We start from the raw sequence: 26775 nt of genomic DNA on the forward strand, positions 1-26775 counted from the left end.
GTAATGAAAGCGCTTCATTGGACAATACGGAGCTCTTGCATTGGATTATTTTAAACTTTGTCCCTTGCGCATCTCTCCGGGAGACAAGCCGAAATGTTTCTTGAACACCCGATAAAAATAGGACACATCCTCATACCCGACCATTTCGGCGATATGTTTGAATGGAATGCTGTCGTCCATCACCCATTCCTTTGCCTTGGCCATCCGCAGCTGCACGATGTAGTCGACAACCGTGATGCCGTATTCCTTTTTGAACGCCTTGCTCAGATATTCCTTGCTGACAAAAAAGACTTGTGCCAGCTGCTCCAGCGTGATCGCTTCCATGCAATGCTGCTCCATGTGATGCCTGACCTCTTCAAGGTTCAGCTTATTCTTGAACTTCCGCTGCGCGATCACGCCTTCCAGCGCCTGACTGTAGAGGTCAAACGTCCAGGCCAGCGCCGCTGACGCCGTTGTCAATGCGGATGGAGGAGCAGGCTTTGCTGCCGAAGATTGCTCACCCGCTCCATTGGAACTGCACAGTTCCCCGAGCAGGGTCTGCAAATCATGGACGACCCTGCCCAATTGCTGCGGTTTCCGCATGTCCTCTTTTTCCAGTTTCTCCTCCAGTTGGTTGAAAAGATCTCGCAGCTCCGGCATGTTCAGTTCGTTGAATCGAATGCGGACCTGCTGCTGAAAACGCGAAAATTCCCCAGCAAACATCCGGGAATAAGGCTCCCACCCTTCCGGGCTGTAACGGACCTTCTCCAGATCACGCTTGCACTTTGCAAGCACGGCGTTCAGCTCATCCGGATTAACCGGCTTGAGCAAATAATCCGCTGCCCGGTGCCGAATGGCATGTTTCGCATAATTGAAGTCATCATAGCCGCTCACCACGATCACTTTGATTTGCGGGAACTGCGCGCTCAATGTTTCCAGCAAGGCAACCCCGTCGGTGCCCGGCATGCGCATATCGGTAATGATGATATGGGGATTCTGCTGCTGCAGCTGCTGCAAAGCCTGATCCCCATCCTCCGCTTCGCCAGCAACGACCATATCGAGTTCCTCCCACTCCCCCAAATTGCGCAAAATATCCCTGTTCCACGGTTCGTCGTCGACCAATAACACTCGATAAGGCTGCACGCTCATACGACTTCTCCTCCCTCGTCAAACGGAATGCGTACCGTCACTGTCGTTCCCTCTCCTACTTCGCTGTCGACGCTCATTCCATAACCAGGGCCAAAATGCATGGTGATGCGCGATGCCGCATTTACAAGGCCGATGCTTGTCCCGGCACTCCATACCCGGTCTCCCTCTATGGCTACACGCTCCAGTCTGGCTTGCAGTTCGCTCCGTTTCCCGGCATCCATGCCCAGCCCGTTGTCATGAACGCGAATGATGATCTTCTTCCCTTCCCGAGCAACTTCAATATTTAATTTCCATTGCGCCTTTTTGTTTTCCAGGCCGTGCACGAACGCATTCTCCACAATAGGCTGAAGTGTAAGCTTCGGAATGGCACATCCCTTCAGATCAGCTTCAATCTGCAGATGGTATTCGAGCCTGCCTGCAAATCGCTGCTGCTGGATCAGCATGTAATGTTCAAGCTGGTCCAGCTCGCTCTGGAGCGAAACCAGCCCGTCCGGAGCCCGCACGATGTAGCGGAACATCTCGCTCAGCGCACGAATCACTTTGTACGTGTCGGCAGGCTTTTGCGAATACACCATGCCGCCGATCATTTGCAGCGTATTTTGCAAGAAATGCGGGTGGATCTGGGACTGCAAAGCCTTCAGCTCTGCCGTACGTTTATCCAGATTCATTTGGTAGTTTTCGCGGATATGCTCGCGGATGCGGCCAGCCATGCCATGCAGGTTTTTTTCCAGCAGCCCGATCTCGTCCACGCGTCCGGTGCGAACCACCTCCCTGTCCTTGATGAGCCGAATGCCTTTCATGGCATTGGCCAGACTGACGATCGGCTTGGCCGTGCGCCAGGCAACGAGCGCTGCCAGTCCCACCGAAATCAGCGTAGCCAAGCCGCCTACGACAAGTCCGTATTTCATCGTTTCCAACGCGCTCTCATTAATGACATGGGCAGGCACGATCTTGACGAGACGCAGTCCCGAAGGGTCGATGGAATGGTAAAAGACATACTCCCGCTCGGTACGGATCAAACCCGCATCGTCTTGGGTATCCGCCAGTTTGTCCAATGCTTCTGCCGAAGGCTGGAATTCGGAATGGGGCTGATACACCGGATGGCCCGACGGGTCAGAGATGTACACGGTGTAATCGCCCCGGCCATCCAGCAGCTCCAGCGTCTGGTTGAACACGGTCCATTTGATTTCCAGGCTGATCGCCCCGATCTGGGCCTGGTCCTCAAAGCGGTTCATGCTGCGGGTCATATGGAATTTTTCCGGGTCGTTCGGATCATTGATAATCGTAAAATCTTTGTGCTCGGCAAAAAGCTCATGATACTCGGCCGGAATGCCCGAAACCGATTTAATCCGGTTTTCCATGGAGTTGAACGTAAACAACGTATCCAATTCCTTCAGGTACAGCTCCACGCCGAACACATAATTGCCGGCAGAGTAGTACACGCTGTTGAGCATGTTGAACACGGCCTTCTGCTCGTCGAAACGGCTCGAGGCCGACGCATCCCGGTTCAGCGCCAAATACTGGTGCACCTCATCGCTGATCTGGATCGAGTAAATCAGGTTGTTCATGCGGGCGAACTGCTCTCCCAAGTAAGCCGAAGCCCACTTCATGTTGGCCCGGTTGGTCTCCATAATCTCTTCCTCCATCGAAGAGCGGGCATTTTCGGCCGCCATCGCGGTCATAACCAGCACGGGCAATACCGCGACCAGCGTCATCGTCAGGATCAGTTTGTTGCGGATGCTGCGTTTGAACGGATCAGCCAGCTTGCGATACATTTCGGTAATCATAGGCGCATTCCCCCGATCGCGCTTGAATATAAAACGGTGCATCCTCATTTCTTCCGAGGCAGACATTCGCGTTCAGCGGGAGTCCACCATGAAACCTACGGGAAGCAAATGTGTCGATATGTTTATAATTTCCGATAGGACAATGAAACGCCCCAGCATAAACAGCAAGGGCGCCTCCATCTCTATATTTTCACTTAACAAGCCAATGTAAACCATCATGGACCAACCACGTTAACGGTCGTTTATATTTCTTCAATAATTTGCATTCCCCATCGTTCCAGCTTCAGCTCCTGACCGGTTTCAACCGGTTCATCCGCATGAAGCTCTCTCCCGCTGCCGTGCGGATATATGAACGAAACCGGATTGTCGGAATAATTAAAGTAATAACGAATCGTTTTTCCCTGTCCGTTGACGCCCGATTTTACGATGAATGGGAATGCCAGCTCCTGATCGGCCCCCCACACGCCGGATTCCTTTAGAACCCGCTTAAGCACTTCGCGGATTACCGCTGAACTCGTGAAGCACCCGACATAAGTTGCTTTTCCGCTCCCATACGCGTTTTGCGTGATGGCGGCATATGTGCCCCAATGCGGATGATCATACCAAGCGAGCACTTCGGCCGTCGTCGGCGTTATCAGTTCCATCCAGGTGTGCACTTGGTTTTGCCCTTCACCGACTTGGAAAGGGTCGCCTTGAAGCGATACATGCTTTGGCTCCACGAACATGCTGTACTTGATGCCGCAAGCTTCGCTGATGATGCCCGGCTGGCGCGTGGAGCGAACCTTGATATGTTCGTTGGCAAATCCGCTTTTGAAAGAATACACGACATGGCCGCCGTCCCTCACGAAAGCATTAAGCCTTTCCAGCAGTTCGTCCGGAGCCGCGTACAGCGCGGGCACCACAATGACATCATAACCTTCTAAGCTCTTCACGGACGGGTCGATGAAATCGCAGCCCACGTTCATTTTGTATAACTCGTCGTACATCCAGCGCACCACGTCATTGTAGGTTTTATCGCTTTGGGCTTGAAAGCCGAACCACTTGATCGACGTGAGCGCTTCGTTGCTGGCAAGGATAGCTACGCGGTTCGTTTTTTTCAAATTGACCAATTGCGGGCTCCATCTTGCAAAATCGCGTCCAATCGTCTTCGCTTCCTCATACACCGGATTCGGTTCGAAGTCATGGCTGAGCAGTCCCTTCCAATACGTTTCGAATGAATTGTGCAGCGAATGCCAATGCCAGTAGGCGACCATGTTCGCTCCGGAAGCGAGATGGCTGAATGCTTGCAATCGCAGCTGCCCCGGATAAGGGACCCAGTTCAGAAACGCCTGGGCTTCGGTCTCCATGACAAGATAGTTTGCCTGTTTGGTTGACCGGGCGACGTCGCCGCCAAACGAGATTTCGATCCCGGTCAGGTCATCTTGGGAAGGATGATAGATATCCACGCTCGTGATGTCGAATGGCTGTGATGCAGCAAAATGGTTCACATCTCCCTGGATGCCGTAGGAATAACCTCTCCAGTCAAAGTCGAAGTTCTGCGTCACGAACTGGCCTTCCTGCTTGTATTCGTTCACGATGCCGACCTGCCATGCCAAAAAGTCCGTGACCAGCTGACGCTGGAATTTGGCAAACTCGGCACCCAAACTGCCATTGATCGTGCCTACCACGGAAGGGAAGTCCTCCCAGCTATTGATGCGGTTGCTCCAGTAATCGAGTCCAAACTCCTTGTTCAGCTCGTCCAGGGAAGCAAATTTGCCACGCATATATTTGACGAATTGCAGCTGCACATTATCCCCTGCCGTATTGTAATGCTTCGTTTCATTGTCGGTCTGATAGCCGATCACCGCCGGGTGTTTGCATACGCGCGAGATCAGTTTGCGAATAATGCGCTCGGCATAGAACAGGTAGGTCGGGTTCGTGATGTCCATAATCTGGCGCGCTCCGTATTTGCCGGGTCCTTTAGCCGTCGTGGCCAGCACGTCCGGATGTTCCTTGACCATCCATGTCGGTACGGCATACGTAGGCGTTCCGACAATGACCTGAATGCCGGCCGCATGCATGGCGTCCAACACCCGATCCACGGACGAGAAATCGAATACGCCGTTCTGGGGTTCGTGCGTGCTCCAGGTCGATTCCGCAATGCGAACGACGTTAATGCCCGCTTCCTTCATCATTCGTATGTCTTCGCTCAATCTTTCGTAAGGCATATATTCATCATAATAAGCAACGCCGTACATCAATCGGTTCATCATCAGCACTCTCCTTTGGGTCATCAAGGCATCGGTTTTTGCACTGGCTCATGCAGTGAATTCATCCACAGATAAATGGTAGCGTTTCCATTATTATCGGAGAAAGACTCCCTTTTCGGGAGACCTTAGTCCGCTTCCCCAGACTTCATTGCCGCCTCTAAACTGATTATAATGAAGTATAATACGGGTGCCGATGGCACAAGGCAAGTTGTTTTTACCCTTTTCCGGGGTAAACCTCTGATTCAGGGTCAAAAAGGCTCTGTCCGCATCTGCCGATAATCCTCCGGCGTGTTCATGTTGGCCAGCTGCCGTTCTGCTGCATGAACGCCGGCGTGTTCCAACTCGTCAGCATCCGCATAACGACAGCCGATTTCATCCAGCCAGCGGGTCACCCGCAAACGGTCTTCCTGCAGCCGTTGTTCCAATCCGGGAAGCACGCTTCGGTGATATACGCCTGCAAGTGGATGAATGCGCCCGTTCACTCGCGGCACAATGACGGGCGATTGCATGTCCGATTCGGCAGCAATCCTTTTCAAGCCTGCAAAAAGGTTGGTTTGAACCCGCGGCATGTCACAGGCGCAGACCATATTCCAATCGGTCCTCGAGGCCTGAAGTGCGGCGTGGAGACCGGCCAGCGGTCCCTTTCCCGGATAATGATCAGGGACGCACGGATAACCGAATCGTTCATAATCGCGAGTATGCTCCCCGGCCGAGATGAGAATCTGCGAGACCTCCGGGGCCAGCGCGGCTGCAGTCCGTTCAAGCACTGTGGCGTCATTCAGAACAAGCAGCGTTTTGTTCGTTCCCATGCGGCTGGACAACCCCCCGGCCAATATGATTCCCGTCCATGTTGTTGCATTCGTCATCGGTATCATCCCTTTATTTCAATCATGATAAACTTATTCTATACATTGAATCCCCTTTCAACAAATGATACATTTGAACAATATGACCCGGAAAGGATGGCCCTCTTTGGATAGAACCGTGCCTGAAAGAGGAAACGCCTCTTTAACCTCACTCAAACTGTATAACTTTTTCATTTACGGCGCCATCTCCATCTTTGCCGGCTTCCTGCAGCTGTACCTTCAGGAAATCGGCATGACGAAGCTCGAGATCGGCAGCCTGATGGCCATCGGCCCGTTTGTATCATTGTTTGCCAACCCGTTCTGGGGGTACTGGAGCGACAAGTCCCGCAACATCCGCGTTGTGCTGATGTTGATGATGGCGGGTACCTTCGTGTTGGCCCAAGCGGTTTTCTATGCACCGACGTATTCCTGGATTTATGCATCCATGATCGTTTTTTATTTTTTTCAAAGTCCCTTGTTCGCTCAAACCAACAGCCTCATCCTGGGATATATCGACGGAACGTCACAGAAGTTCGGCACATTCCGGTTATGGGGTTCACTGGGCTGGGCGTTGACGGCGGCGGCAGCCGGTCCGCTGATCGATCGTCTGGGCATACGGAGCGTCTCCATCGTGTTTGCCGTCATGATCGTCATTGCGTTTGGTTTCTCGCTGCTGCTGCCGAGACAGCCCATCGCTTCGGACACGCCTGTCATCACGTTCCGGCGGTTCGGCAGGGTCATGTTCAACCCGTATTTCATGACGTTCATCGGCCTCGGCGTGCTGGTGTCGGTGCCCAATGCCATGAACAGTACCTTCATGTCCCTGTACATCACGGAAATGGGCGGAAGCAAACAGATGGTCGGTTATGCCATTTTCACGTCTTCCATCCTTGAGGCAGTCGTCTTCCTGCTGCTGGATCGTCTGCTCAAACGCAGAATGAGCATGCTGCTGGCTTATCTCGTTCTCATCTGCCTGCTGTTTGCTCTCCGTTGGCAGCTCATGGCCGGAGCAACCAGCCCGCTGGAAATCGTGTTCATTCAGCTGACGCATTCCGTGACGTTTGGCGGTTATTTCTACGTCGGCACCCAGCTCACGATGCTGTTCATCCCCAAACCGTACCGATCCTCCGGCCAGGCGGTATACACGATGGCTTGGGGCGGATTGTCCGGCGTTATCGCGGGCCTGTTCGGGGGCTGGCTCTTCCAAAATTTCGGTGCCGAGATCATGTACAATATCGGCGTATTCTTCTCGCTGATCGGCGCAGCGGGGTTTGCCGTCATGTGGCTGATGAACCGCCGAAACGGCTACCAGCCTGCGGTACTGACCGAACTGGGCAATATGGACGAAGAGGATCGATAGATGTTGTCCAGGCCTCTTGGATTGCTTAGCGAATCCCCCAAACTCAAAAAAAGAGCGTCATTCCACGGCCATGGCCATGGATGACGCCCTTTTTGCATATAAGTTATGCCGCTTATTTTACTTTTTCGGGAGCTGGAACGAGCTTTTCAGCGAAACTACCCGGTTGAACACGGGACGGCCCGGTACCGAATATTTCGGATCGACGCTGAAATAGCCGTGACGGAAAAATTGGAATTTGTCATATGCTTTTGCTTCCTGCATTTCCTGCTCCACGAACCCGTGAACCACTTCAAGCGAATTCGGGTTCAATTGATCCAGGAACGTTTTTTCCGGCTGCCCTTCCAGTTCTGACGCTTCCTCTTCTTCGGCGGATTCGGCTGCGATCAGCGGCTCATACAAACGGAACTCGGCAGGGACGGCCTGCGTTGCTTCCACCCAATGGATCGTTCCCTTCACTTTACGGCCGGTGAACCCGCTGCCGCTCTTCGTTTCCGGATCGTAAGTGCAATGGATCTCGGTCACGTTGCCTTCTGCATCTTTAATCACGTCGTTGCACTTGATGAAGTAGGCATGCTTCAAGCGCACTTCGTTGCCAGGGAACAGACGGAAATATTTGTTTGGCGGATCTTCCATGAAGTCGTCCTGCTCGATGTAAATCTCGCGGGAGAACGGAATTTGGCGGCTGCCCATTTCCGGGTTCTCCACGTTGTTTTCCGCTTCAAGCCACTCCACTTGGCCTTCCGGATAGTTGGTGATGACCACTTTCAGCGGCTGCAGGACAGCCATCGTACGCGGAGCTTTCAGCTTCAGGTCTTCACGGACGAAATGCTCCAGCGTTTGCAGGTCGATGACGCCTTGGCTTTTGGAGATGCCCGTCTCGAACACAAAATCGCGAATCGCTTCCGGCGTATATCCGCGGCGGCGCAATCCGGAGATCGTCGGCATGCGCGGATCGTCCCATCCGTCGACGTGGCCTTCGTCCACGAGCAGCTTCAGCTTGCGTTTGCTCGTCACCATTTGGGAAAGGTTCAGCCGACCGAATTCGTACTGATGCGGCTGGCTTTCCATCTCGCATTCGGCAATAACCCAGTCATAGAATGGGCGTTGATCCTCGAACTCCAGGGAGCAGAGAGAATGCGTTACGCCTTCGATGGCATCTTCAATCGGATGCGCGAACGCATACATCGGGTAGATGCACCATTGGTCGCCCGTATTATGATGATGGGCATGAGAAATCCGGTAGATCACCGGATCACGCAAGTTGATGTTCGGCGATGCCATGTCGATTTTGGCGCGAAGCACCTTTTCGCCGTTCTGGAATTCGCCTGCCCGCATGCGCGTGAACAGATCCAAGTTCTCTTCCACGCTGCGATCGCGATAAGGGCTGTTTTTGCCCGGCTCGGTCAGCGTACCGCGCATTTCGCGGATCTCCTCGGCCGTTTGATCGTCGACGTATGCTTTCCCTTTTTGGATCAGCAATACGGCACGCTTGTACATCTCGTCGAAATAATCGGAAGCGTAACGTTTCTCGTTCCACTCGTATCCAAGCCATTTCACGTCCTCTTGGATGGAGTTTACGTATTCCACGTCTTCCTTGACCGGGTTCGTATCATCGAAACGCAGGTTCGTTTTGCCGCCGAATTCGGCACCCAGCGTAAAGTTGATCCAAATGGCCTTGGCATGGCCGATATGCAGATATCCGTTAGGCTCCGGCGGAAAGCGGGTAACCACTTCCTGGACTTTTCCGGACCGGAGGTCTTCGGCAATGATATTTTTGATAAAATTGGGAGGGGTAGTACGGTTCTCCATCGGTATCAACCTTTCGTGTGTATGGATTGAAGCATTCAGGAACGGCAACCATTCCCGCAGTATTTCCTTCATGGTACGAAGCCAAATTCCGTGCGTTTTCTTTTCTTTGGAAAAGTTTCGTACTGCTTTCATTTAAATATACCTTTAACGCGGAACGAGTTCAATAAATAACGGCACCAAATTGGGATTTTGCGCACTGGAAGATAGGCCTAAAACCATTTTGACTGGTTCCCGCGAATCATGTAGCATGATATTAGGAAAAACGCAGACCAACGCATGCCACTGAACATTCGGAGCGCGTTTTTCAGCCATTATGTCTCGCGAAATCAGAGGGGCATTTCACGGGGAATTTGACCTTTCTGACGCGCGAAAACATCATCATTCAGGGGAGGGATTCCCGTTCTGAACACACTAAAACTGACCAAAGAACAGCAGGATGAAGCCATACGGTCCATACAGACCTATTTCGCGGACGAACGCGGGGAAGAGCTTGGCGACCTGGCGGCTTGGGGCGTGCTGGACTTATTCATGACCCAGTTGGCACCCTACATATATAATCAGGCATTAAGCGACGCCCGCACGACCGTCAATCAGCGCATCGCTTCCATCGAAGAGGACTTGTTCGCCCTGGAGCGCAAACCGCCGCGTTCCCGCTGATCACCCATTTTACGAAGAAAGAAGGTTGCACTCATGTTTACCTATGCATTGGATGAATATACGGAGCTTCGCCCCCTGGCCCTGGAGCATGCCAAAACGTTATTCGAGCTGACGGACCGCTCCCGTGACCAACTGAGACATTGGCTCCCTTGGGTTGACCAGGTTACGGAGCTCGATCACACGACCCATTTCATAAGCAATGCGTTAAAACAGGGCGCAGAGAACGGCGGATTCACCGCCGGCGTCTGGCAAAAAGGAGAGCTGGCCGGCGTCATCGGATTTCATGAAATCAACTGGACCCATCGTTCCGTCAGCATCGGCTACTGGCTTGGCAAAGGCTTCGAGGGCCAGGGCCTGATGACAAGCGCCTGCCGCGTCCTCGTGGATTACGCGCTCGTAACGCTCGATCTGAACCGCGTCGAAATCCGCTGCGCCACCAACAACAAACGCAGCCGGGCCATCCCTGAGCGGCTTGGATTCGTGCTTGAAGGCGTGATTCGCCAAGCGGAGAAGCTGCCGATCAAAGGTTACGTCAACCATGCCGTATACGGCATGCTGCAGCATGAATGGGAGCTTTTGCGTTAAAGGACTACATAATTTCGGCTTCATCGGCCCTGCATGCGATATATCATCGCCGCTTTTAAAAGCACGGGCTTTGAGTGCCCCTCGCCTCTTGGGAATGCCCATTCCAGGCGAGGGGCTTCTTTAACGTTTGAGATCACGTTTTTACTGTAAAACAAGGTCGCTTCCAGCCGGTCGAGCTGCCCATCCATCTTAGCGCGTAATCGCCCTTGTTGACGGTGCTCGCCCGCAGAGCCGTGCTGGGCAGGGAACAAAGCCATGGACGCAAACGGACCATAAACACGCCATTTCACCAGAAATAGTGTGTCTGTGGTCCATTTGCTTCTGCGAGAACGCATTTCCGATCAAATAAAGCACTCACAGGTTCACTCAATTCTCGAACTTCTACTCTGAAGCATCCTCTTTGCGCTTACGTCCCCAATCGTTATTCGAACGCAGCGTTACAGCGCCCGCATCATACCGCCATCCACCACCAGCGATGCCCCGGTAATGTAGGTGTTTGCCCCGGACACCAGAAACAGCACAGCCTTTGCAAACTCCTCGGGTTCGCCGTAACGGCCTAGCGGAATTTCGGTCAGGAACTGCTCCGCCACTTCCTCCTGTGTGATGCCAGACTGTTCTGCACGCGCGGCATCCAATTCGCGAATACGGTCCGTCCCGATCCGACCTGGAGCAATCGTATTGATCAAAATGCCGTATGGCCCAAGCTCCTGGGATAACGTCTTGGCCATGCCGAACACCCCGGTACGGAACGTATTGGACAAAATAAGGCCGGAAATCGGCTGTTTGATCGATGATGACGCGATATTCGCGATATGTCCGCCATGCTGCTTCATCAAAGGCAGCGCTCCCCGGATAAGACGTACGTAGCTGAGCACGTTCAGTTCAAACGCGCGCTCCCAGTCTTCATCCGTCAACGACTCGAAGGTGCCGGAGGGCGGCCCGCCCGAATTGTTGACCAAAATGTCGATTCTGCCGCCGGACCAATCCCCGGTTTTGCTCATAAGGGCATCGATATCTTGTTTGCGGGTAACATCGGTCACGCAGTACTCGACTCGCCCGCCACCGCCCAGCCCCAGCAGTTCCTGCTGCACGGCCTTCAGCTTATCCTCATTCCGGCTGGCAAGCATCACGTCGGCGCCTTCCGCAGCCAACTGCTTCGCCACCGCCTTGCCCAGTCCCTGACTGGATGCAAGCACAAGCGCCTTTTTTCCCCGCAGTCCCATATCCATCGTTCATGCCTCCTAAGTTTGGTATATCGTTACATTCAAAGCGTCAATCGCTGAGGAGAGTTCACGGATGCATTCTATCCTTCCACAAAAAAGCCCATCAAAATATCGTCCACATATTGGCCGTGAATATAAAATTCCGCCACCAAGCGGCCTTCCATTTTGAATCCGCACCGTTCATAGAAAGCTACCGCCCCCGCGTTGCTCGACAACACCCGCAAACGCAATTTTCGGATTCCTTGCTCCGACGCATGCCGTTTCATGGCATCCATTAATGACGTTGCAATGCCATTTCTGCGGTATTCGGGATGCACGGCAATATGAATTTCATAGACATGGCTGTTGCTGTGCATTCCCGTGGCAGGCCGAAACCCTACCAGCCCGCATACCCGATCCCCCATGGTTGCCACCAACTGGCTGCCTGGAGGACAGTGCTGCAAATACTGCTGGCGGGAGCGCCATTGCATCGGCGCGGGTGAGGTCTGGTCCGTCCATACGAGCGCATCCAGTTCCATCAGTTGGTCCGCATCTTTCATTTCGGATAGACGTATATGGCATGTGTCCTGTGTGAGCATGTTTTTTTCAACCTTTCCTGCATTCATTCTTCCCTTGTCCATGTATTGTAGCATAGCTCAGACCTGCAGCTAAAATCCCTTCCTTAACTCTTAACCTTGACGTAACGTAATCGTTTATACTTAGGCTCAACGGAGATCACAGCAGGAGGTAAGGGCGATGAATATTAAGGAAGCTGCCGACCGGCTTGGCATTTCGGCCAGGGCCATTCGTTTCTATGAGGAAAAAGGACTCCTTCGGCCTGCCAAACAACCGGAGAACGGTTACCGCATCTATACGGAGAACGATATTTGGCGTTTACAAACCATATCCGCCCTGCGCGAGATCGGCATGTCCATTCAAGACATCGCCCAGGCACTGGCCGAAATTGATCGCGGCAACCCGCAGAAGCTTGAGGAATACCTCGAGCTTCAGCAAGCCGTTATGTACGCCCAGTGGGTCGAATTGAAACGCATGCTGGATACAACCCAGCGCATGATCGAAATCAACCGCTCGGACGGGCCTCTGAACGTCAGCCATCTCCATGATCTGGCTCAAAGTGCGCGCCGCCTTAGGGAAGCGCGGCAGAACTGGCACGACCGCTGGAATTACGACAAACAAGCCGCCATTCATGACCAGCGTGTCCGTAGCGCAGGCAGAAGAACCACAGAGGAGCAGCTCCCATCGAATACAGAGCATCAAACATCTGCTTCGGCTGCCTCGGAAGCTGAGGACAGATCCGCTTGCGGATGCATCCCGGAAGAGGTAACCGCAAGCATCGGGCACGCCGATGCCGGGGAAGATTCCTCCTTTTCTCTCTATGACAACTATAACGAGGCGCTGGAACAAACGGCTAACTGGATCAGCCCGGCTCAGGGCGAAAGGGGCCTGGATATCGGCACAGGCACGGGCAATCTGGCCGGAAAGCTGCTGGAACGCGGTGCCATCATAACTGGCATCGACCAGTCTCGAGAAATGCTTCGCGCCTGCCGCACCAAATATCCGGAGATGCAGGTGAGACTGGGCAATTTTCTGGCGCTGCCCTTTGCCGATCGGTCGTTTGATTTTCTCGTCTCCAGCTTTGCCTTCCATCACCTGAGTCCGGATCAGCAGCAGCTGGGGCTTCAAGAAATGCAGCGTGTCCTCACCGCACGGGGACGCATCGGCCTGACCGATCTCATGTATGTCGACGCGGCATACCGGGATCGATACGTCCGTGCGGCGGAAGCAGCAGGCGATGAAGCAATGCTCCGCGCCGTAAGGGAGCGCCATTTCCCTTTGCTGGACGAGCTGTGCCGCTGGCTGGAACAGCACGGCTACGTTACGAAGGCGTTTCGGCATAATGACCTGCTGCACACCTTGCTCGCCGTACCTTTGCGATAAAAAAAGATTGATTCTCCTTATGCCCACAGGAGGATCAATCCTTTTACCACTCGTCTTTTGGCTATCCAATCGTCACTTTATAGTATTGCAGCACATTATCTGTATAAAAGCCGGCACATCGGTATAACCCCGCCGCAGCTGCATTGAATTCATCCACACAAATAGATACCTCATGGATCGAATCTTTGAAAAACAGGTCATTGAGCGCGGCATAAAGCAAATTTTTTCCGATTCCCTTCCCTCGGTACTGTTCATCTACGGCTATATACTCAATGTTGCCTTCCTGAAAATCCGGCTCAGCTTCAGTATAACAATACCCTGCAAAATCCCCTTCGACGATGGCAACATATAATCTGTTGTCTTCTTTATTGGCAAGCTGCAGCACATTTTCCGCATTATAATACGTATTCGGAAACGCTCTGGCATGCAAACGAATAAAGTCTTCATGCCACTCAGGAGAAATCTTCTGAACAGCGTGGTCCAAGCTCCAGGAGCATCCAGGCTTTTTCAATTTCATGATCATGTGCCCGCCCATTTTTTGGGCCTGTAAATATTCCATGAACTCGTGACTTCGAACATTCTCCTTATTGTAAAATCCATGGTATTCCCTAACCACATTTCCAACTTTAGCGATGCCACGGTTCCACAAATCAGCAGCAACGGTTATGTAATCTTGATCTGTACCGTCAACATAGGGCCCCCACATCTCCGCATTCCCGGTCTCTTCATCGATGTTCAGCCCCAGCACTCCGATGATTCGATCATTTTCCAATACCTGCGTGAAATAACGCTCCCACCTTCCTTCCCCATTAAATTCCTCATGAAGGGTTTTAAGGATTTCGTCTTCCTGTTCACCTACGTAACCGATATGGTGTCTCTTTTGCACATTAAGTTCGGCAATGAATTTGGAGATCCGCGCTAATTGGTCCAACCCCAAACTTCCATTCATGCCATCCACCTCCCTGCCCCAAGAACACTTACCAACGGGACATAAGTATTGGGAAAATCGATACCAAGTTCAGATTCTTGATGATACAAAATCATACATTTAAATACATAATTTCACAACACATCTTCTCTTTCAAATGAATTCAGTTCTTATGTCTTTCAATCTACAAAACTACGAAAAAATGCCTTAGTCCCACAGATTGTGGAACCAAGGCATTCGCCACTTTGTTAACTTTACATGTAGATATCAACAACTGCACGCTCAGTGCTGCTGCTTGCCTGTCTGAACTTGTCCAGCGAAATGCAGAGGCCGCCCTGACGGTAACGGTTATTCGTTTGCTCACCGGATACGTCTTTGCCGTCCACGGCTACGCGCTGCACACCCGTGCTGCCGTTCAGGTGGTACACAAAGGTTACGGGGGTACCGGCGTACTCGAATTCGAACTGCATGCCGTCCAATTCGGGAGGAAGCACCGGGTCGATTACGAGATCGCCGCCGTCCTGCCGAATGCCCAGCGCATTGGAGATCAGCTGGTTCATGTAGATCCCCGGGCCGCTGGAGTAGATTCTCCATCCGCCTTTGACCGGAACGGCTCCCGTGCGGAGCTGTTCGAAATGCTCCTGCGCCTCGTAACGCGTGTTGAACTTGCCGTCCGAGCTGCTGAAGTACGCATTCGCTTGGCGAATCTCCGCGTTCGGCACCACTTCGCCGATGCCGACCGGGTTGATGATCGCAAGGCCGTTCCACACTTGATCGGTTTTGCCCAGCTTCGCCATCGCTTCCACGTAACGGATGTGGGCATGCACGTACTGCAGGCCGATTTCCCGTCCGAAGTTGGACGCCTGCTCCGCACGTTTGAAATGCGAGCTAACGCCGCCGGCATACTGTGCCGGGCGGTTCATCAGGCGAACGCCGTCCGGGCACAGGAACTGCTCGCGAATCAAAGCATAGTGCGCTTCGGCTTGCTCCGGCGTCAACAGTTCGCCGATCATGCTGCGCGTCATCGGCAGCAGGCGGTACTGAATGCCTGTTTCTTCGTCGGTTGGATGCAGCATCAATTTCGGTTGGTCGGCGTGCTCCATGTATACGAAGCCAGGAATCACGTCCGTGCCGAGCATATAGCGGTTGAAGTCGCCGCGAATGCCTTCAGCCAAAGCGCCCAGCTCTTTGGCAAAGGCCGCGTCTTTCTGTTGCAGCGCCCCGGACAGCACCTTCATCGCTTGGTACGTCAAGGCCACGGTCCAGCTGCTGACCATATATTGCTTCAGCTGTGCATTGGCCGGCTGGAGTGTATCGTCCCAGTCGCCGTCGCCGTACGAGGACAGGAACGTGTCGTGCAGGAAATGGGTACGAATGTACTCGATCTCTTTTTTCGCATGCTCCAGCACCGTGAACGTTTCGTCCGTAAAGCCAAACTCATGTTTAACCGTATAAGGAACCTTCTCGTCCAAAATCGCATAATCGCGGGTCGACGTCAGATAGTCTGCCAGCACTTTCAATGGCCAAACGATAATGTCGCCATGGCTCTCTTCCTGCTGGATCGCATAATAGTTGTCGAACATGAACCATTGCGGCCAGCTGCCGTCGTCTTCGTATTGATGCGTGTACACCATTTTGATGATGTCCCGGACTTGCTCGTATTTCTGGGTAGCCATGAAATATTCCACCGGTCCCTGACATACGTCGCGCGTTCCCCATGCGGCACCGCCGTATTGCTCCAGTCCGTGAGGTACGGAGTAGTGAACAAGCATGTTGTGGGTATACCACCAAGCCAGTGCGTTGACTTTAAAGAGATCCTCCGCGCTTTGTCCTTCTCCGCGGGACAGGCGGAACCCGTTCATCACCCCTGCGAAAAATTCGCGGTATGCCTGCACTTCTTCCTCAAAGGACAGCGCCTTCGCCTCGGCTGTGCCGTTCGCGCCCTGCTCCAAAACGCCTTCAATCGTCATCGTCCATTCGCTGGAGCTATCCAGGCTTAACACGACGAGAGACGCGCTTCCGCTTCCTACGCCGCTCGCCAGTAAGGTCTCGTCCCCTGCGGCAATGGATGCACCTTCCACGGATAACCGGTATTGCAGCCCTGGATACGCCGAGGAACTGATCGCTTTCGGATCGGCCTTAAACACGAGCACTTGGCCTTCCTGCACCATATGCAGCGGATATTCGTACTCGTTTACGTTCATCGTGATCTGGTTGGTCACTAGGTAACGGTATGCCTTGCCGCTGGCAGAACTTACGTTGAGGCGCACTTCTGTTGCAGCAGTTGTGGTATAGTTCGTCACCACGATCATATCGGATGCGGTTTTGTACATCCAGCGCACGTAGTTGAAGCCGATTTCGAACAGGGATGGCATCGTCAGCAGGCGGTATTTCCCGTCCATTTCCACGTAGATGCGCTGTCCTGCCGTTTTTGGCACGTTCAACGCGTTCCGCGCATTGCTCATCATTTTGTTGAAATTGGTGTTGCCGATGACCAGTTGGGAATTGAAAATGCCGTAAATATACGAGGTCGTCGTAATGACCGGCGTTCCGAGCTTCACGTTGCGCCCGCTCATCAGAATATGACCGTGCGGACGCTCCACCAGCAATTCCTTCGCTTTCAGCACAACATGCTCATAGTTCTCCGTAAAGAAGGACAGCAGCTTGCCCTCGCCGCGCTCTTCCTGATGGCGCTGCGGGAATAAGGCTTGCACCTCTTCTTCGGACATGTCGAGCGCAGCCAGAGGTTCGCCGATCATGGAGGAGCGTTTCACTTGCTCCAACGTTTCGCCGCTTTTCAGGCTGCGGTTTTGCACGGATTCCCAAGCAGCTTCGATCTCTTCTCCATATTCCAATGCAGTGATGGCGGCAGCATGATCCGGTTTGGCCAATCCGTAAAATACCACTCGTGCTTCGCCGTCCAGCTTCAGCAGTTCGGATTGCAGGGCCGTGTAAGCAAACTCATATTGATACGTTTCATTGGCCAATTTGGCATGCTTCAAGCTTTCCGGTTCATTCGTTTCCTTATAAGACAATCCGAAGAACTGAAAACCGTCCGTGGAGTATCCAACCGCCCTCGTGAGCGAGCCTTGCTGCATGTACGGAAATGCACCGCCTTGCGGTTGGTTTTGACGCGAGCATACGACGAATCCTTTGGCTCCATCCTCGAATACCGCATGATCGATATACTGCGACAGATACGCTTCATTGCTGCGCACGGCTCCCGGATCGGCCAAACCGATATCCTGCCCGTAAACGACGTCTACGCCGTCATGTTGTCCATTCAGCGTTACGTCCCAGAACCACACGCCTTGCGAGGTTGCCGTAAATACGACCCGATAACCGATCGCTTGCCCGACCCCTTCCGGCTGTACGCTGCCTTCCCAGATCAGTTGATCGCCAGCTTCCCCACCATGGGACAGCTTGCTGCCGGAATGAACGCCCAGCAGCGGATACGCGCTAATGGATTCTCCTTCATACACCCGCAAGTACAGATTGTTCAAAGAACCGTCGAGCGGATTGCCGAGCAGTTGATTCAGCATCGTGCTGCCCAAAGAAGCCTGGTACAGGTCGCCGCTGTTCATGAAAGTAAAAGTCAGGTCCCCGGCCTTCAGACGGATGGATTCATGTGTTTTCGTTGTCAATTGGCTCACTCCTTAATGAAATGTACTACAAAGAACGATGAATCGAAACGTTTCGATTTTATTGGAAAACAATAGAGGTCCCTCTGGAAATTTACCTGAGCAGGCAAACTTCCATCGATGAACCTATATTACCTATGCATTGTCATGAGGCCGTTTCCCATGAACCGGGAGTTATGCCTCACTCCATGGGCCATTTGGCCAAGCTTGCCAAGCGCTGCCCAATGATTGGGGCAGCATACATATATACACTCAGCTGCTCCAGCACTCAGCCAATGACACCTCTTTACGCGCTGCCTTCCAGGCCCATTATGGGGTGGCCTGCAGGCAGCAGCTACGCAGGCGATACACCCGATTCGGCTTGCACAGCACGAACAGAGCGGCGCTCTACCATGTCGATCGTCAGCGTATAGGAGGGGTTGACCGCTTCGCCATTCAACATCTGGAACAGCAAATGCCCTGCGAGCGATCCGGCTTCGTGCTTGGGCTGGCGTACCGTCGTCAGCGGCGGGTGCACGTACTCCGACAGCTGAATATCGTCGAAGCCGATCACCGAGATATCTTCCGGCACCCGAATGCCGCTCTCCTCCAGCGCTTTCAATCCGCCGATCGCCATCTCGTCATTCCCGTAAAAAACCGCCGACGGAAGATCCTTTTGCATGATCATCATCTTGGTTGCGCTATACCCGCCCTCGCGTACGAAATTCCCGCTCAGGCGCCATTTCGAGCGCTCTTCCAGGCCAGCCTCCTGCATCGCCCGGATATAACCTTGATATCTCAAAGCGTTATCGTACGAATTGGACGGCCCGCTGATATAAGCAATCGTCCGGTGGCCGCCTTGGATCAGATGACGCGTAGCCAAATATCCGCCCTGCTCCCCGTCCACAAGTACATTGACCAGATGGTCTCCGGACAAATGGCGGTCCATCACGATGATCGGAAAACGCTCCCCGGCCGACTCCACCAAAATATCGTCATGGATGTTATGCGCCAAAACGATGGCTCCATCCACCCTCTTCTCACGCAAAAACCGCACGGCCGTCGAATCGCGGCCCCCCATGGAGCTGCACGCGATCAGATCGTATCCGTTAGCCAACGCCACGTCCTGCACGCTGCGGATCAGTTCGGAATAATACGGACCCGACAAGTCGGTCAGGATCAGCGCAATCGTATTGGTCCGGCTCCGCTTCAGGTCCATGGCAAAGCCGTTTTTGCGGTAATTCAGTTCCCGTGCTGCCTCGAGCACTTTAGCCCTGGTCTTGGCACTCACCTTGCTGTCCCCGTTCAATGCATAGGATGCCGTCGATAATGCCACACCTGCCAGCTTGGCCACATCCTTAATCGTTGCCATTCCACGTTCGCCCCTTCTTACAAGAACAAAATCTCATTTTAACTACATTTTATACTGTAAATGGTTATAACAACCACTTAATTCTATACAAAAACATGATATTGATTTCCCTCATTTGATTCGAAACGTTTCGAGGTGTTTCCAAAAAAAATGGACCTGCTTGCGCCGGCTTGAATTCCAGTATACACACCCATCTACGTGGGTGCTCGTTCATCAAAACAACTTCAAAAAATGAAGAAGATGGAATAACGCCCATGTTGCTTTAAAAAAACAGCTTATAAAACCATGCATTGAAACGTTTCGACACTATCATTATAGACGGAGTTGACAGCGATTTCAACCATTTTATCCATTTTCGCAGAATTAAGTATGCCCGCTGACTCGTTTTCGTCGTCATACACCCCATAATTACGCAAAGGAAGGGCAGCCCGGACCCCCCCTTCTTTTGGTATTGCGTTAAGGAACGGTCCCCCTGCCCAAAATGGCGTCGGCCTGTTCCCGAAATTGCTGTGCCGCCTCTTCCGGCGTAATCCGGCCAAATAAAAGCTGGTCATATAAATCGCGCAGCACCAGGGTCACTTCCGGCGTCTCTACAGGGTCGGGAGGATCGATGGGACTGCTGTTGTTTTCCACCCAATCGATATACTCGAATACCCGCGCCAATTCAGGCTCAACCAGCTGCTTCATCTGCTCTTTCACAGTGGAAGATACGGGCACGCCCCGCTCTCCCTTGAGCAGCATATTGGCTTCCAAATCATTGACGAAAAAGCTGATGAATCGTGCAGCCTCCTCCTTGTGCCTGGAATTGCCCGCGATGGAGAAAAACATGCCCGGCTTCAGAAACAATCCTTTGTCATTGTCTGGTCCCGGCATCGGCGCGATGGATAAAAGCTTGCCATAACGCTGGACGGTGCTGATGTACTGATTCGAATATCCCCAGCTGAATAACGCCTCGCCTCTGTAGAACGGATCACTATCCGGCTTGCCGATGTCCGAGGTCCAAATGTCTGGCGCAAAAATCAGCTTGCTCTTCGCCAAGCGCTGCATCCGGCCGAAGTAATCGACGAACAACGCATCATCCTCGTACCCGAGCCGTTTGCCGTCCTCGTCATATAACTTGTAGCCATGCTGCCTCAGATAATACGCAAAGAACTGTTCCGGGGTGAAATAGGTGCCCACGTAGACGTCTTTGCCGATCAGCTCTTCCCCCATCCGTTCAAAATCTTCCCATGTCCATTTCTCGGTTGGCTCCTCGATCCCTTGCGTCTTCAGGACTTCCGGATCGTACATGCTTAACATGGCATTGACGCCGAGGCTAAGGCCATAGACCTTGCCGTCAATGCTTCCGCCTTGCACCTGCTGAGGATCCATGTCTTTCGTGTCGATTAGCCCTTTATCGATATACGGCGTCAAATCCTCCAAAAGCTGCAGCGAGCTGTACTGGGACAAGTAGGAAATGTCCATCTGAATGATATCGGGCAAGGCATTGCCCGCTGCGTGGGGGGCCATCCTTTTCCAATATTCGTTGAAGCTGCTGTACTCGTATTCGATGCGTACGTGCGGGTTCATCTCCTCATACAGCTTGATAACGGCAATGGTCGCATCGTTGCGAAATTCGCCGCCCCACCAGGCTATGCGCAGCGTAACCGGTTCTTCCTCCACGATCATGCCGGGCCGATGGGCAAGCTGGGGTACACATCCCGCAAGGGCGATCATCATGCCGATGATCCCGATCATTCGCAGCCATCTTCCCACAGCTCTTCCTCCTTTGGCAGCGGCAGCATGACCGTAACCCGGGTTCCGTATCCCGGCCTGCTCTCCAATGCAATATCGTACTCTTCCCCAAAAGACAAACGCAATCGCTCCCTGATATTCAGCAGCCCGATGCCGGTGCCTCGCGTTTCCACTTCGCCGCGCAGCACGCGTTCCACATATTCCGGGGCCATGCCTGGACCATGGTCCTCAACGATGACCATGAGATTCTCAGCCTGCACCTCAGACCACACCCTGATCAGACATGGCCCGACTTGGGGCTCCAATCCGTATTGAATCGCATTTTCAATCAGCGGCTGCAGTGTCATCTTGGGTATGGAGCACCCAAGGTACGCAGCGGGTACGTCCAATCGGAAATCGAGCCGCTGCTGAAAACGATATTTCTGAATCGTAATGTAGTGATTGACGATTTCTAATTCTTCGGCCAGCGTGATGACGTTTTTTTTGAAGCTGATGGACGCGCGCAGCAGGTACCCCAGCGATAGCACCATGCGGGATATTTGCTCCTGCCGGTTTTTTTTGGCCAGCCAGTGCACCGAATCGAGCGCGTTGTACAAAAAGTGGGGGTTGATCTGGGCCTGCAGCGCCTTGAACTCGGTTTCCTTAATGACCAACCGGCTCGCATAATTTTCTTTAATCAGCGTATTGATGCGCGTGATCATTAGCCGATAGGTGCGCTGCAGCAGCCCCAGCTCATCCATCTGTTGGGACGCCGGCATGGAGATGCTGGCATCCATGCTTCCAAGGTCACCGTGCTGCACTTCCTTCATTTGCAAAGTCAACTGTCGGATCGGCTTGGTGAGGCTGCGTGCAAACGCCATTCCCAGTCCCAGCATAAACACGATGGCAATCAGATACACGACGACGAGCGCGTTTTTCAGCCAGATGATGCTCTGGAACACGTCTTCGTAAGAAACCATGTTGTAATAGCTCCAGCCTGTATGTCCCGATTTCTTCTGGGCCAGGAACACAGCCTTTCCGTTCAAATTTTTGATCTCATATCCACCGCTTCCGGGAAGCGGTTTCAAACCGGAGGATACTGACTCTGGAAGCTTGCGGTAGGGGTACACGACTTCGTCTCCCGCCTTCAGTACGATGTCGCTGTCCTCGCTGTCGATCCCGGCATAGTCCTCGACGAGCCGTTCGATATGGATACGCAGAAACAGAATACCGACCGGCTCCAGCGTCATGGGTTCATAAGCCCGAACTTGGCGTACCAGGACCAGCATCGGATCGTCGTCATCGGGGTACAACCAGCGCACCGCGCCATCTGCCCGTTCGGCGGCCTGAATCATTCGATCGTATTTTTCCTGCGGCACGGTCAGCGTCTCGCCATATTTGTTCACCATGCCTTGCGCATCAATCAGATGAACGGACTGCACGTATCGTGCAGTCCCGCTAATGTGCTCCCAGAGCCGATCCGTCATCTTCTTGCGTTCGATGAAGCTTGAGTAATCCGTCTCGTCCTGCAGCAGTGATTTGAGCGCCTTCTGAATGACGTTATCCGAAATGATATCGAGGGACAGTGCCTCCAATTTTTTAAGCTCCACATCCACCGTGGAGGATGAAAGGTTCAGCAGCCTCGATGATTTGTCATACAGCTGTCGGTCGTAAACGGAGTACGTGTAATACAGGGAAGTGAACGCCAGCGTGATGACCAGGGCCATCATGAGCATAATCATGAGAAACATTTTCATTTTGATGCTTAATCTGCGGTAGGCTGTCATGGCAAGTGCGCTCCTTTGCACCACGTGTTAACACTACTTATATCACATGGAGGGGAGACTTTCTGTCGAATTGGGACAGGACGGCCAAAGTATGACCATGAATGCATATTGCCCATCCGATGAAGCCGTTTCCCGCATATCGCCTGCGATCACCATCTAATATGAAAACGGTTATTTGGCTTGATAACGGTCGTAAGCAGCCTGATGCACCTCGATGGCCCGATCGATGCCCATGCTTTTGATCGTTTCCACCATGGCGTCGAATTCGGTGATCGGTTTCTGCCCACTGATGATGGCCGTCATCGTTTCATTCAAATACGTGTTGACCTGGCTCATGATGGATGTGCTTGTGCTCGCTTCTTCCGTCGACAGGCGAATCGGGGGCAGCGTGAGTGCCGAGCTGGATTTCATCCATGCCTCGTTGGCGGCTCGCTGTCCATCATCGAAGAGCAAAGCGTCCAAATAACGGCTGTCCTGGTTGATCGGGCCGTCCATGATGGACAACGCATAAGCAGCCAATGCCTGGTCATACGTCAGCCCTTGGGGATTGTTCGTAATGGTTTCGGTGAATTTCACACCGTCTCCATCCTTTACGTAACTCTCGTTCTCGATTCCGAAGTTGAACAGATCGCTGCCTTCCTCACTGTAATTGTAATCCATCCACTGCACGATATATTTCAATTTGTCCTCATCGGCAGAGGAAGTGATGGCTTCGCCGTAACTCAACACTTTGGTTTCCATATTAAAAGCGGCATAAGGCGTTCCGTCAGGCGATATCGGCGAAGCTACGCCGGTTACATTGAAATCCGGATTGGTATCCCGCATCAGGTTGAAATATTTGCCCATGCCGCTGAACACACCGCCTTGATAGGCTCCTGCCAGATTGTTGGTGACTTTGTAGTCAAATGCTTTGCCGTCATTGGTCATGATTTCGGGGTCGACCAGCCCTTCCTTGTACCACTGAGCCATCGTTTCCAGGAAATCACGGTATCCGGGCTGGATCGGTCCGAATTCAACCTTGTCGCCATTCATCTGAAAACCGCCGATCACGCCGAAGCCTGGAGCGAAATCGTGCAGCTTCGTCAGGTTGCCGGGACCCCAGTTGCCGGTGAACGGGAGTTCATCCGCCTTACCGTTGCCGTTCGGGTCCTGCTCCTTGAACGCTTTGAGCACCGTATGCCACTCGTCGATGGTTGTAGGCGCTTTCAGATTCAGCTTATCCAACCAATCCTGACGAATGATCAGACCGGAGGTGGCATTCAGCTTGAGCGCGTCCAGCTTGAGCAGCGGGAACATGTAAATCGTTCCGTCGTCGAGCGCAATCTGTTTCTTGACGTCCGGGTCGGATTCGATAATCCGCTTCAGGTTTGGAGCGTACTGGTCGATCAGTTCGTTCAGTCGAATGATACGCCCGTCTTTGATCATCTTTTCCGGCCCGCCCACGGCATCGGCCCAGTTGTAATAGATGACGTCAGGCAGCTCCTTGGTGGAAATCAGCAAATTGAATTGGTCGCGCTGCTGTCCGAGCGGCGGATGCGTGAAATTGACCTTGATGCCGGTCAGCTCCTCCTTCTTTTTGTAAGCGGCAATTTCACCGAAATTACCGAGGGAAGCCGTCAGCTTGGCATCATTTGCCCGCCAGTAATCAATGGTGAACGGCTCGCTTGTAATCGGCAGCGGAATTTCGGTCAGTGCCTCGGCCTTAGGCTCCGTGCTCTCCGCAGGCTTGGCAGCTTCCTCTTCCGCACCTCCCGAACAGCCTGCCAGCAATGTCATCGTCAGCAGGGAAGACAGCAGGATGGACCCCATTCTTTTTTTCACGTTGTTCGCCTCCAATTAAGTCATTTTATAAACATCGGAAGCCGTGCATCATGCGCAGTCAGCTTCCTGATATTGCAACGAAAATATCATTTATTGTTTCACGGCACCGATCAGGGCGCCTTGGACAAAGTAACGCTGGATGAACGGATACACCAGCATGATCGGCAGCGTCGAGATGATAATCGTGGCATACTTGATGTTTTCCCCGATGGCAAAGCCCGTATCGGCTCCCGCCCCCATGGCCTCCGTGCTGCTGCTGATCAAGATATCCCTCATAATAATTTGGATCGGATACAAGTCCTGGCTGCGCAGATATAACATCGGGCCGACATAATCGTTCCAATGATCGACCGCGTAATACAGCATCATGACGGCCAGAATCGGCTTCGACAGCGGCAGCACGATGCGGAACAGGATCCGGAAGTCATTCGCCCCGTCCAGCTTCGCCGATTCGATCAGGCTGATGGGAATGCCTTCAAAATTGGTTTTCATGATAAGGAAATAAAACGTGCTGATGGCACCTGGAATGATCATCGCCAGACGTGTATCGACCAGCCCCAGGTTTTGAATGAGCAGGAAGGTCGGAATCATGCCCCCGCCGAAAAACATCGTGAACGTGATCATGCGCATCAGCATTTTTCTGCCCATCAGATCGCTGCGCGACAGCCCGTACGCCGCGAGCGAAGTCATCAACAGGTTAATGGCCGTACCGACGACCACATAGAACAGCGTGTTCATGTACCCGGTGTAAATGCGCGTATCCTTAAACACGGACTTGTATGCCTCGAGCTGAAAACCCTCGGGCAGCAGCATCAGAGACCTGGAGCGCAGCATCTGGTCCGGGTCGCTGATCGAAGAATTAAAGACATAGAGCATCGGGTAAAAGCAGATCACTATGATCATGAGCAGCACCAGTGCATTGATCGCATCAAAGACGCGTTCCCCTATAGACCGTTTCATCGCTTCACCTTCCGATCACCAGAGACTGGTTGAATTGAGCTTTCTGCTGATCGCATTGGCGATAATAAGCAGAGAGAAATTGATGACGCCGTTGAATAACCCGATGGCGGTGGAATAGGTATAGTTCCCCTCCAATATGCCTGACCGGTATACAAAAGTGGATATGACGTCCGATGTTTCATAGGTAGGGGCGGTCTGCATCAACAGGATTTTCTGGAAGTCGGAGTTCATGACCGCCCCCAGACGCAAAATCAGCATGATGACGATGGTCGGCAGAATGCCCGGCAGCGTAATGTGCAGCAGTTGTCTCCAGCGGCCCGCGCCATCCATTTTGGCAGCCTCATACAGCTGCGGATCGATGCCGCTAAGCGCGGCCAAAAAGATAATCGACGCCCAGCCTGCGCCCTGCCAGATGTTGGACAGGATGTACATCGGCCGGAACATGTCTTTTTCCGCCAGGAACATGATTGGCTGCATGTCGAAAAATTCGCGAATGACGTTAAACAGTCCGCCGTCCAAAGATGAGAACGTTTTCAACATTCCGACCACGACGACGACGGAAATGAAGTGTGGCATGTAGCTGATCGTTTGCACGGTGCTTCTGAACCATTTTTTGCGCACTTCGTTCAGCAGCAGCGCCAGAATGATCGGAGCCGGGAACCCGAACACGATGCTGTAAAAGCTCAAAATGAGCGTGTTCTTGATCAGCCGCCAGAAGTAATAGCTTTCAAAAAACATCGTGAAGTTGTCAAACCCGATCCATGTCCCGGACAAGATGCCCTTGACCGGACTGTAAGACTCTTGAAACGCCATCAGCAACCCGTACATCGGCCCATAGCTGAAGATCAAATAATAGGCAACGACGGGAATGAGCATCATGTACACGTACCTGTTGCGGATCAATTCTTTTTTGACGACGCCCCATCTGCCGGATGGTTTCAAACGCCCGGATGGCATGACCGGACTTCGTTTCAATTCCATTCTCCTTGCCCC

At 52.8% G+C, this 26775-nt stretch carries 19 protein-coding genes; 4 read left to right on the forward strand and 15 right to left on the reverse strand.

The window, feature by feature from the left end:
• Positions 1 to 45: 45 nt before the first annotated feature.
• The 4 genes from L6H98_RS04025 to L6H98_RS04040 all read right to left on the reverse strand — a co-directional run bounded on the left by L6H98_RS04025 (position 46) and on the right by L6H98_RS04040 (position 6030).
• Positions 46 to 1128 (reverse strand): response regulator, encoded by a 1083-nt coding sequence (locus tag L6H98_RS04025; RefSeq protein WP_236413091.1) that lies wholly within the window; start codon positions 1126 to 1128, stop codon positions 46 to 48.
• A complete protein-coding gene (locus L6H98_RS04030; protein WP_236413093.1) occupies positions 1125 to 2915 on the reverse strand; it encodes a sensor histidine kinase in 1791 nt (596 codons plus the stop codon). The genes L6H98_RS04025 and L6H98_RS04030 overlap by 4 nt, the downstream gene beginning before the upstream one ends.
• A 242-nt stretch (positions 2916 to 3157) precedes the next feature.
• Positions 3158 to 5164, reverse strand: a complete 2007-nt coding sequence (locus L6H98_RS04035; protein WP_236413711.1) for a beta-galactosidase — start codon at positions 5162 to 5164, stop codon at positions 3158 to 3160.
• A gap of 248 nt (positions 5165 to 5412) precedes the next feature.
• Entirely contained in the window at positions 5413 to 6030 is a 618-nt protein-coding gene (locus tag L6H98_RS04040) for a molybdenum cofactor guanylyltransferase (protein ID WP_236413095.1), read from the reverse strand.
• A 106-nt stretch (positions 6031 to 6136) separates the two neighbouring features.
• On the opposite strand from L6H98_RS04040, the gene L6H98_RS04045 reads away from it, so the two are divergent.
• On the forward strand, positions 6137 to 7369 hold the full coding sequence (locus L6H98_RS04045) for an MFS transporter (RefSeq protein ID WP_236413097.1): 1233 nt from the start codon (positions 6137 to 6139) through the stop codon (positions 7367 to 7369).
• A gap of 117 nt (positions 7370 to 7486) precedes the next feature.
• On the opposite strand, the gene L6H98_RS04050 is transcribed toward L6H98_RS04045, so the two are convergent.
• Entirely contained in the window at positions 7487 to 9178 is a 1692-nt protein-coding gene (locus L6H98_RS04050; RefSeq protein ID WP_236413099.1) for a glutamine--tRNA ligase/YqeY domain fusion protein, read from the reverse strand.
• Between the two features lie 417 nt (positions 9179 to 9595).
• On the opposite strand from L6H98_RS04050, the gene L6H98_RS04055 reads away from it, so the two are divergent.
• Together L6H98_RS04055 and L6H98_RS04060 are read left to right on the forward strand one after the other, a co-directional pair.
• On the forward strand, positions 9596 to 9835 hold the full coding sequence (locus tag L6H98_RS04055) for a DUF2164 domain-containing protein (RefSeq protein ID WP_290371423.1): 240 nt from the start codon (positions 9596 to 9598) through the stop codon (positions 9833 to 9835).
• A 33-nt stretch (positions 9836 to 9868) separates the two neighbouring features.
• A complete protein-coding gene (locus tag L6H98_RS04060) occupies positions 9869 to 10420 on the forward strand; it encodes a GNAT family protein (protein ID WP_236413100.1) in 552 nt (183 codons plus the stop codon).
• Positions 10421 to 10857: 437 nt separating this feature from the next.
• Here the strand turns inward: L6H98_RS04060 and L6H98_RS04065 are convergent, their stop codons facing one another.
• Entirely contained in the window at positions 10858 to 11649 is a 792-nt protein-coding gene (locus L6H98_RS04065; RefSeq protein ID WP_236413102.1) for an SDR family oxidoreductase, read from the reverse strand.
• Between the two features lie 74 nt (positions 11650 to 11723).
• Positions 11724 to 12221: a GNAT family N-acetyltransferase gene (locus tag L6H98_RS04070; RefSeq protein WP_236413104.1), complete on the reverse strand. Its 498-nt coding sequence runs from the start codon at positions 12219 to 12221 to the stop codon at positions 11724 to 11726.
• 157 nt (positions 12222 to 12378) lie between these two features.
• Here L6H98_RS04070 and L6H98_RS04075 point away from each other — a divergent pair, with 157 nt between their 5' ends.
• A complete protein-coding gene (locus L6H98_RS04075; protein ID WP_236413106.1) occupies positions 12379 to 13581 on the forward strand; it encodes a MerR family transcriptional regulator in 1203 nt (400 codons plus the stop codon).
• Between the two features lie 61 nt (positions 13582 to 13642).
• Here the strand turns inward: L6H98_RS04075 and L6H98_RS04080 are convergent, their stop codons facing one another.
• The 8 genes from L6H98_RS04080 to L6H98_RS04115 form a co-directional block, all read right to left on the reverse strand.
• Positions 13643 to 14530 (reverse strand): GNAT family N-acetyltransferase, encoded by an 888-nt coding sequence (locus tag L6H98_RS04080; protein WP_236413108.1) that lies wholly within the window; start codon positions 14528 to 14530, stop codon positions 13643 to 13645.
• Positions 14531 to 14763: 233 nt separating this feature from the next.
• Positions 14764 to 18153 carry a cellobiose phosphorylase gene (locus L6H98_RS04085; RefSeq protein ID WP_236413110.1) on the reverse strand — a complete coding sequence of 1130 codons (3390 nt, stop codon included), beginning with the start codon at positions 18151 to 18153 and terminating at the stop codon, positions 14764 to 14766.
• 331 nt (positions 18154 to 18484) lie between these two features.
• On the reverse strand, positions 18485 to 19501 hold the full coding sequence (locus tag L6H98_RS04090; protein WP_236413112.1) for a LacI family DNA-binding transcriptional regulator: 1017 nt from the start codon (positions 19499 to 19501) through the stop codon (positions 18485 to 18487).
• Positions 19502 to 19957: 456 nt separating this feature from the next.
• On the reverse strand, positions 19958 to 21256 hold the full coding sequence (locus L6H98_RS04095) for an ABC transporter substrate-binding protein (protein ID WP_236413113.1): 1299 nt from the start codon (positions 21254 to 21256) through the stop codon (positions 19958 to 19960).
• Positions 21235 to 23001: a sensor histidine kinase gene (locus L6H98_RS04100; protein ID WP_236413114.1), complete on the reverse strand. Its 1767-nt coding sequence runs from the start codon at positions 22999 to 23001 to the stop codon at positions 21235 to 21237. The genes L6H98_RS04095 and L6H98_RS04100 overlap by 22 nt, the downstream gene beginning before the upstream one ends.
• Before the next feature lie 171 nt (positions 23002 to 23172).
• Positions 23173 to 24822, reverse strand: a complete 1650-nt coding sequence (locus tag L6H98_RS04105; RefSeq protein WP_236413115.1) for an extracellular solute-binding protein — start codon at positions 24820 to 24822, stop codon at positions 23173 to 23175.
• 90 nt (positions 24823 to 24912) lie between these two features.
• Positions 24913 to 25782 carry a carbohydrate ABC transporter permease gene (locus L6H98_RS04110; RefSeq protein WP_236413116.1) on the reverse strand — a complete coding sequence of 290 codons (870 nt, stop codon included), beginning with the start codon at positions 25780 to 25782 and terminating at the stop codon, positions 24913 to 24915.
• A 15-nt stretch (positions 25783 to 25797) separates the two neighbouring features.
• Positions 25798 to 26739 carry an ABC transporter permease subunit gene (locus L6H98_RS04115; protein ID WP_236413715.1) on the reverse strand — a complete coding sequence of 314 codons (942 nt, stop codon included), beginning with the start codon at positions 26737 to 26739 and terminating at the stop codon, positions 25798 to 25800.
• Positions 26740 to 26775: the final 36 nt, after the last annotated feature.

The organism is Paenibacillus sp. JJ-223, assembly GCF_927798175.1.
Classification (GTDB): domain Bacteria; phylum Bacillota; class Bacilli; order Paenibacillales; family Paenibacillaceae; genus Paenibacillus; species Paenibacillus hubeiensis.

Bases quoted from the DNA above. Each gene is read 5' to 3' on its own strand.
- L6H98_RS04025 (WP_236413091.1), bottom strand. From the start codon at position 1,128: ATGAGCGTGCAGCCTTATCGAGTGTTATTGGTCGACGACGAACCGTGG.
- L6H98_RS04030 (WP_236413093.1), bottom strand. From the start codon at position 2,915: ATGATTACCGAAATGTATCGCAAGCTGGCTGATCCGTTCAAACGCAGC.
- L6H98_RS04035 (WP_236413711.1), bottom strand. From the start codon at position 5,164: ATGAACCGATTGATGTACGGCGTTGCTTATTATGATGAATATATGCCT.
- L6H98_RS04040 (WP_236413095.1), bottom strand. From the start codon at position 6,030: ATGACGAATGCAACAACATGGACGGGAATCATATTGGCCGGGGGGTTG.
- L6H98_RS04050 (WP_236413099.1), bottom strand. From the start codon at position 9,178: ATGGAGAACCGTACTACCCCTCCCAATTTTATCAAAAATATCATTGCC.
- L6H98_RS04060 (WP_236413100.1), top strand. From the start codon at position 9,869: ATGTTTACCTATGCATTGGATGAATATACGGAGCTTCGCCCCCTGGCC.
- L6H98_RS04065 (WP_236413102.1), bottom strand. From the start codon at position 11,649: ATGGATATGGGACTGCGGGGAAAAAAGGCGCTTGTGCTTGCATCCAGT.
- L6H98_RS04070 (WP_236413104.1), bottom strand. From the start codon at position 12,221: ATGCTCACACAGGACACATGCCATATACGTCTATCCGAAATGAAAGAT.
- L6H98_RS04075 (WP_236413106.1), top strand. From the start codon at position 12,379: ATGAATATTAAGGAAGCTGCCGACCGGCTTGGCATTTCGGCCAGGGCC.
- L6H98_RS04080 (WP_236413108.1), bottom strand. From the start codon at position 14,530: ATGAATGGAAGTTTGGGGTTGGACCAATTAGCGCGGATCTCCAAATTC.
- L6H98_RS04090 (WP_236413112.1), bottom strand. From the start codon at position 19,501: ATGGCAACGATTAAGGATGTGGCCAAGCTGGCAGGTGTGGCATTATCG.
- L6H98_RS04100 (WP_236413114.1), bottom strand. From the start codon at position 23,001: ATGACAGCCTACCGCAGATTAAGCATCAAAATGAAAATGTTTCTCATG.
- L6H98_RS04110 (WP_236413116.1), bottom strand. From the start codon at position 25,782: ATGAAACGGTCTATAGGGGAACGCGTCTTTGATGCGATCAATGCACTG.
- L6H98_RS04115 (WP_236413715.1), bottom strand. From the start codon at position 26,739: ATGCCATCCGGGCGTTTGAAACCATCCGGCAGATGGGGCGTCGTCAAA.